General features: G+C 62.4%; 6 protein-coding genes. 4 read left to right on the forward strand and 2 right to left on the reverse strand.

From position 1 onward, the window contains the following. Positions 1-68 precede the first annotated feature (68 nt). The 4 genes from sdhC to AADA04_RS14720 are packed head-to-tail and all read left to right on the forward strand — an operon-like array spanning position 69 to position 3480. The gene (sdhC, locus tag AADA04_RS14705) at positions 69-467 is read left to right on the forward strand and encodes a succinate dehydrogenase, cytochrome b556 subunit (protein WP_340694032.1); all 399 of its coding nucleotides are present in this window, start codon (positions 69-71) and stop codon (positions 465-467) included. 13 nt (positions 468-480) lie between these two features. Continuing rightward, entirely contained in the window at positions 481-876 is a 396-nt protein-coding gene (gene sdhD, locus AADA04_RS14710) for a succinate dehydrogenase, hydrophobic membrane anchor protein (RefSeq protein ID WP_340694033.1), read from the forward strand. A gap of 23 nt (positions 877-899) precedes the next feature. After that, positions 900-2687 carry a succinate dehydrogenase flavoprotein subunit gene (gene sdhA, locus AADA04_RS14715; protein ID WP_340694034.1) on the forward strand — a complete coding sequence of 596 codons (1788 nt, stop codon included), beginning with the start codon at positions 900-902 and terminating at the stop codon, positions 2685-2687. A 10-nt stretch (positions 2688-2697) separates the two neighbouring features. Next, entirely contained in the window at positions 2698-3480 is a 783-nt protein-coding gene (locus tag AADA04_RS14720; protein WP_340694035.1) for a succinate dehydrogenase iron-sulfur subunit, read from the forward strand. A 15-nt stretch (positions 3481-3495) separates the two neighbouring features. On the opposite strand, the gene AADA04_RS14725 is transcribed toward AADA04_RS14720, so the two are convergent. After that, positions 3496-4500 (reverse strand): alpha/beta hydrolase, encoded by a 1005-nt coding sequence (locus AADA04_RS14725; RefSeq protein WP_340694036.1) that lies wholly within the window; start codon positions 4498-4500, stop codon positions 3496-3498. 81 nt (positions 4501-4581) lie between these two features. Further along, positions 4582-5339 (reverse strand): HesA/MoeB/ThiF family protein (locus AADA04_RS14730; protein ID WP_340694037.1); only part of this gene is annotated, 758 nt, incomplete at its 5' end.

The following is a 5339-nucleotide window of genomic DNA, read 5'->3' on the forward strand; positions in this document are numbered from 1 at the left end:
GTTGACAGGATCATAGAGGCGCCTAGAACGCGAAGCCAAGCGTTTCATTACAGGTGAGGTAAGCTTTCATGTCAGGCACCAACCGGGCCGATCCCCGCCCCCTGTCGCCCCACCTGCAAATTTGGCGACCCCACGCAACCATGTTCGCGTCGATCACGCATCGTTTTACCGGCATGGGCCTTTATGTCGGAACATTCCTGATCGCCGCATGGCTGGTCGCGCTTGCGACCGGACCTGAGGCCTATGCGCAGGTTGAGGCGCTGATTTCCTGTCTCCCGGCCCAGATCATCCTGTTTGTCTGGACCGTGGCTGTCCTTTTCCACTTCGCGGGCGGGATACGTTTCCTGCTCTGGGACGGCCCGCATGTCGGGTTCGAACCAAAGACAGCCAGCGCCGTCTCCGTTCTTCTCTATGTTTTTGCCGTTCTGGGATCGGTGGCCATCTGGGCCGCTGTTCTCTGGCTTTAAGGAGTCATCAACAATGGCAAACAGCGAATTCGTCACCCCCGCAAAGGTCACGCGTGGACTTGGTTCAGCCAAATCCGGGACCTCCGATCATATCCGCCAGCGCGTCACCGCAATCGCACTTGTTTTCCTGGTTCCGTGGTTCCTGTACTCGGTGATCAACGCGTCATCCATCGGCTATGCCGGGGCCGCCGAATGGGCCGGCAAGCCGTGGAACGCCATCCTGCTGATCCTGACGGCCGGCGCGGCGTTCTATCACATGCGGATTGGCATGCAGATCGTCATCGAGGACTATATCGCTAAAACGAGCACGCGCTCGGCACTGCTGATCCTGAACAGTTTCGCGGTGATCGCCCTGTTCGTGACAGTGGCCCTGTCTGTGCTGAAACTCTGGATTGGCGCTGGCGCCTGATGGCGGCCGCGGGAGAAACCAAGATGACCGACTATAAATTCATTGACCATACTTATGACGTCGTCGTTGTCGGCGCGGGTGGCTCGGGCCTTCGAGCCGCGCTTGGCGCCGCGCAGGCCGGACTGAAGACCGCCTGCATCACCAAGGTTTTCCCGACCCGCTCGCACACGGTTGCAGCGCAGGGTGGCATCGCCGCGTCGCTCGGCAACATGGGCGAAGATAACTGGCGCTGGCACATGTATGACACCGTCAAAGGCTCCGACTGGCTCGGAGACCAGGATGCGATCGAATATCTCTGCCGCGAAGCACCTGCTGCCGTTTACGAACTCGAGCATTGGGGCATGCCCTTCAGCCGCACCGACGAAGGAAAGATCTACCAGCGCGCCTTTGGCGGCATGACGCGCGACTTCGGCGAAGGCCCGGTTCAGCGCACATGCGCCGCAGCGGACCGGACCGGCCACGCCATGCTCCACACGCTTTACGGCCAGTGCGTTCGCGAAGAGACCGAATTCTTCATCGAATATATCGCACTCGACCTGATCATGGACGATGACGGCGTCTGCCGCGGTGTCACCGCATGGAAGCTCGACGACGGCACGCTGCACCGCTTCCGCGCGCAGAAAACGATCCTGGCGACGGGCGGTTATGGCCGCGCCTTCTTCTCGTGCACCTCGGCCCACACCTGTACCGGTGACGGCAATGCCATGGTGCTGCGCGCCGGCCTGCCGCTGCAGGACATGGAATTCGTCCAGTTCCACCCGACCGGCATCTACGGCTCAGGCTGCCTGATCACCGAAGGCTCGCGCGGCGAAGGCGGTTACCTGACCAATTCCGAAGGCGAACGCTTCATGGAGCGTTATGCGCCAAGCGCGAAAGACCTGGCGTCTCGCGACGTTGTCAGCCGCGCCATGACGGTGGAAATCCGCGAAGGCCGCGGTGTCGGCCCGGAAAAAGACCACATCTATCTCCACCTTGAGCACCTCGGCGCCGACGTTCTCGCCGAACGCCTGCCCGGCATTTCCGAGACGGCCCGTATCTTCGCCGGTGTCGATGTCACCAAGGAACCGATCCCGGTGCTGCCGACCGTGCACTATAATATGGGCGGCATCCCGACCAATTATCATGGCGAAGTGCTGACCAAGAAGGATGGCGATGCCGACTCGGTTGTATCCGGCCTGATGGCCGTCGGCGAAGCGGCCTGTGTGTCGGTTCACGGCGCCAACCGCCTCGGCTCCAATTCGCTGATCGACCTTGTCGTGTTTGGCCGCGCGGCAGGCCTGCGCTGCGGCGCCACCACGGAAGCCGGCGCAACGCAGCCGACCCTTCCCAAGGGCGCGACCGACAGCCACCTCGCCCGCTTCGACAAGATGCGCAACGCGACCGGCGACCAGCCTGTCGCCAAGCTGCGCCTCGAGATGCAGAAAGCGATGCAGGACAATTGCGCCGTGTTCCGCACCGGTGAAGTACTGCGTGACGGCGTCGAGGCCATCAACGCGGTCTACAAGAAACTGCCGGGCCTGGACGTGAAGGATCGCGGCCTGGTCTGGAACACCGACCTGCTTGAAGCGCTCGAATTCGACAATTTGATCGCACAGGCCGCCGTCACGGTGAATTCTGCGGCCAACCGCGAAGAGAGCCGCGGCGCCCATGCGCGCGAGGACTTCGCTGACCGCAATGACGCGAAATGGATGAAGCACACGCTCGCCTGGGTCTCTGACGCCGGCAAGGTAACGATCGATTATCGCGGCGTGCACGATTACACGATGTCGAGCGAGATCGCTTATATCGAGCCAAAAGCTCGGGTTTACTAGGGGTTTAAAGATGGTCCAGCTAACGCTTCCGAAGAACTCCAGAGTCGGCAAGGGCAAGACGTGGCCGAAGCCGCAGGGCGCCACGAACCTGCGCCAGTTCCGCATCTATCGCTACAGCCCCGAAGAGAGCGGCAACCCGCGCTGGGACCTGTATTGGGTCGACATGGACAAGGCCGGGACGATGATCCTGGACGTCCTGCTCTACATCAAGAACAACGTCGATCCGACGCTCGCATTCCGCCGCTCATGCCGTGAAGGCGTGTGCGGATCATGTTCCATGAACATTGCGGGTGTGAACACGATTGCCTGCACCAAGGGCTTCGACGAGCTGCCCGGCGGCGTCATTTCGATCTCGCCCCTGCCCCACCTTCCCGTGGTCAAGGACCTGATCCCGGACCTGACGAACTTCTATGCCCAGCACGCCTATGTGCAGCCTTTCCTGAAGACGGTTACACCCGATCCGGAAAAGGAATGGAAGCAGTCGGAAGAAGACCGCAACGAACTCAACGGCCTTTACGAATGCATCCTGTGCGCCTGCTGTTCAACATCCTGCCCGTCTTACTGGTGGAACGGCGACAAGTATCTCGGCCCTGCCGCCCTGTTGCAGGCCTATCGCTGGCTGATCGACAGCCGCGACGAAGCCACCGGCGAGCGCCTTGATGACCTGGAAGACCCGTTCAAGCTGTATCGTTGCCACACGATCATGAACTGCGCGCAGGTCTGCCCGAAAGGCCTGAACCCGGCCAAGGCCATCGCCAAGATCAAGCACATGATGGTGGAACGCGTTTCCTGATCGCAGGCGCGTTCGCTAGTCGTCCGCTGCCGCGTCAGGGGTCACGTCTTCCGACGCGACATAGACCTGCGTCGACAGGAAGTCCCTAAGGTCGGCGAGCGACTGGTCGGGGATTTCTTCCTGCGGCACGTGGCCGACATTCGGGTACAGTTTCAGCACCGAGCCCGAGATTGCGGCATTGAACTTCTCGCCATGCGAGGCAGGCACGAGATTGTCTTGCTCGCCTTGCAGGATCAGGGTCGGCACCGCGATCACTGCGAGTGTCTCGGCGCTCGCTTCGGTTCGCCCGTTCCGGTCTGTCATCAGGTTGAGAATCGCGGCGCGATGGCAGGGCGCGCGCCCGAGGGCGGCGTAGCGCTGGACCATATCTTCCGTCACCAGGGACTGGTCGACGAAACTGTCCTCGAGCCCGCCCCGGATCATGCCCGTCATGTCGAGATCCTTCATGACGCTGCGGGCCAGCGGATTGGCCAGCAGTTTGAAGACGAGCGGTGACGATTCAGCCTCGTCTCCGGATTTCGGCCAGCCGGATGCATCGACCAGGACCAGGCCGTCGAGCCTGTCCGGGTGGGCGAGCGCATAGTTCCAGGCGGTGTGGCCGCCCATCGAACTGCCGACCAGCGTGAAGTGATCGATGCCGAGTTCGCGCGTTACGCGGTCGATCGTGTCGACGAATTGGGGGATGCCCGTCTGCGAGACATCGAGACAGCGCGACAGGCCGTGGCCCGGCAGGTCGAGCGAGACGACGCGATAGTCCTTGCGCAGCCCCTGGACCCAGGGCTCCCATGTGTGCAGCGAGGCCGAGAAGCCGTGTACCAGGACCAGGACGGGCGCATTGCGCGGGCCCACATCGCGGTAATGGACCCGCATGTCCCCGCCCATCGGCATGAACCGGCTGTCTGTATTGGCATACATGGATTCCAAGCGATCATAGCCGATATCCGACCGGCGCATCACGAACCATCCCGCCCCCAGAATGATCGCAACCGTCACAAAAATGGCTATCAGGCGTCGCAGCATTGAATAGGTCCCTCCCCGGATCTGATTCATTTTCAGGCCGCAATAGGGTCGACCCGGCGCCGCCTGTCAATTGCCGTTGGATCAGTTGCAGTCTTTACAGGTTGCATCTTTTTTCAACCCGACCGTTCTTGGCGTCCCTGCAAGGCCGTCAATGAGCAGGAGCCGACCGACCAGCGGCGTTCCGGCGCCGGTCACGCGCTTCACGACCTCCAGTGCCATGGACGAACCGACAATCCCGGTCAGTGCGCCGACGACGCCGACCTCATCGCAGGCTTGGGCATCCGGCGGCGTCTCGGGAACCCAGCAGCGATAGCAGGGCGCGTCTGCCTGCACGCCTGAAGCGAAGACGCTCACCTGCCCTGTCCAGCCGGCGGCGGCGCCATGCACCATCGGGCGGTGGGTGGCATGCGCGATGGCGTTGAGGGCGTACCGTGTCGGGTAATTGTCCGACGCGTCGACCAGTATCTCACCCGCCAGCGGGTGGCTTTCGCTCCAGCGGTGCTGGTGCCAGCGGATATGCGAGTCCGGGTGCGCCTCCTGGAGACGGGCGGCCAGGATTTCGGCCTTTGGGCGGCCGACATCACCTTCGCCGAATTGTATCTGCCGCTGCAGGTTCGAGCGGTCGACCAGGTCATCGTCCCAGATCTCGATCTGGCCGATCCCGGCGGCCGCAAGATAGAGCGCGCAGGGGCCACCCAAAGCCCCTGCCCCGACAATGGAGACCGCGGCCGCACGCAGTTTCTGCACGCCCGGACCGCCGATTTCCTTGAGCAGGATATGGCGCTTGTGACGATCGATATCGGTGGGCGTAAGGGTCATGGACGGGCGGCCCGCAGGGC

The organism is Hyphomonas sp. (assembly GCF_037969335.1).
GTDB lineage: Bacteria > Pseudomonadota > Alphaproteobacteria > Caulobacterales > Hyphomonadaceae > Hyphomonas.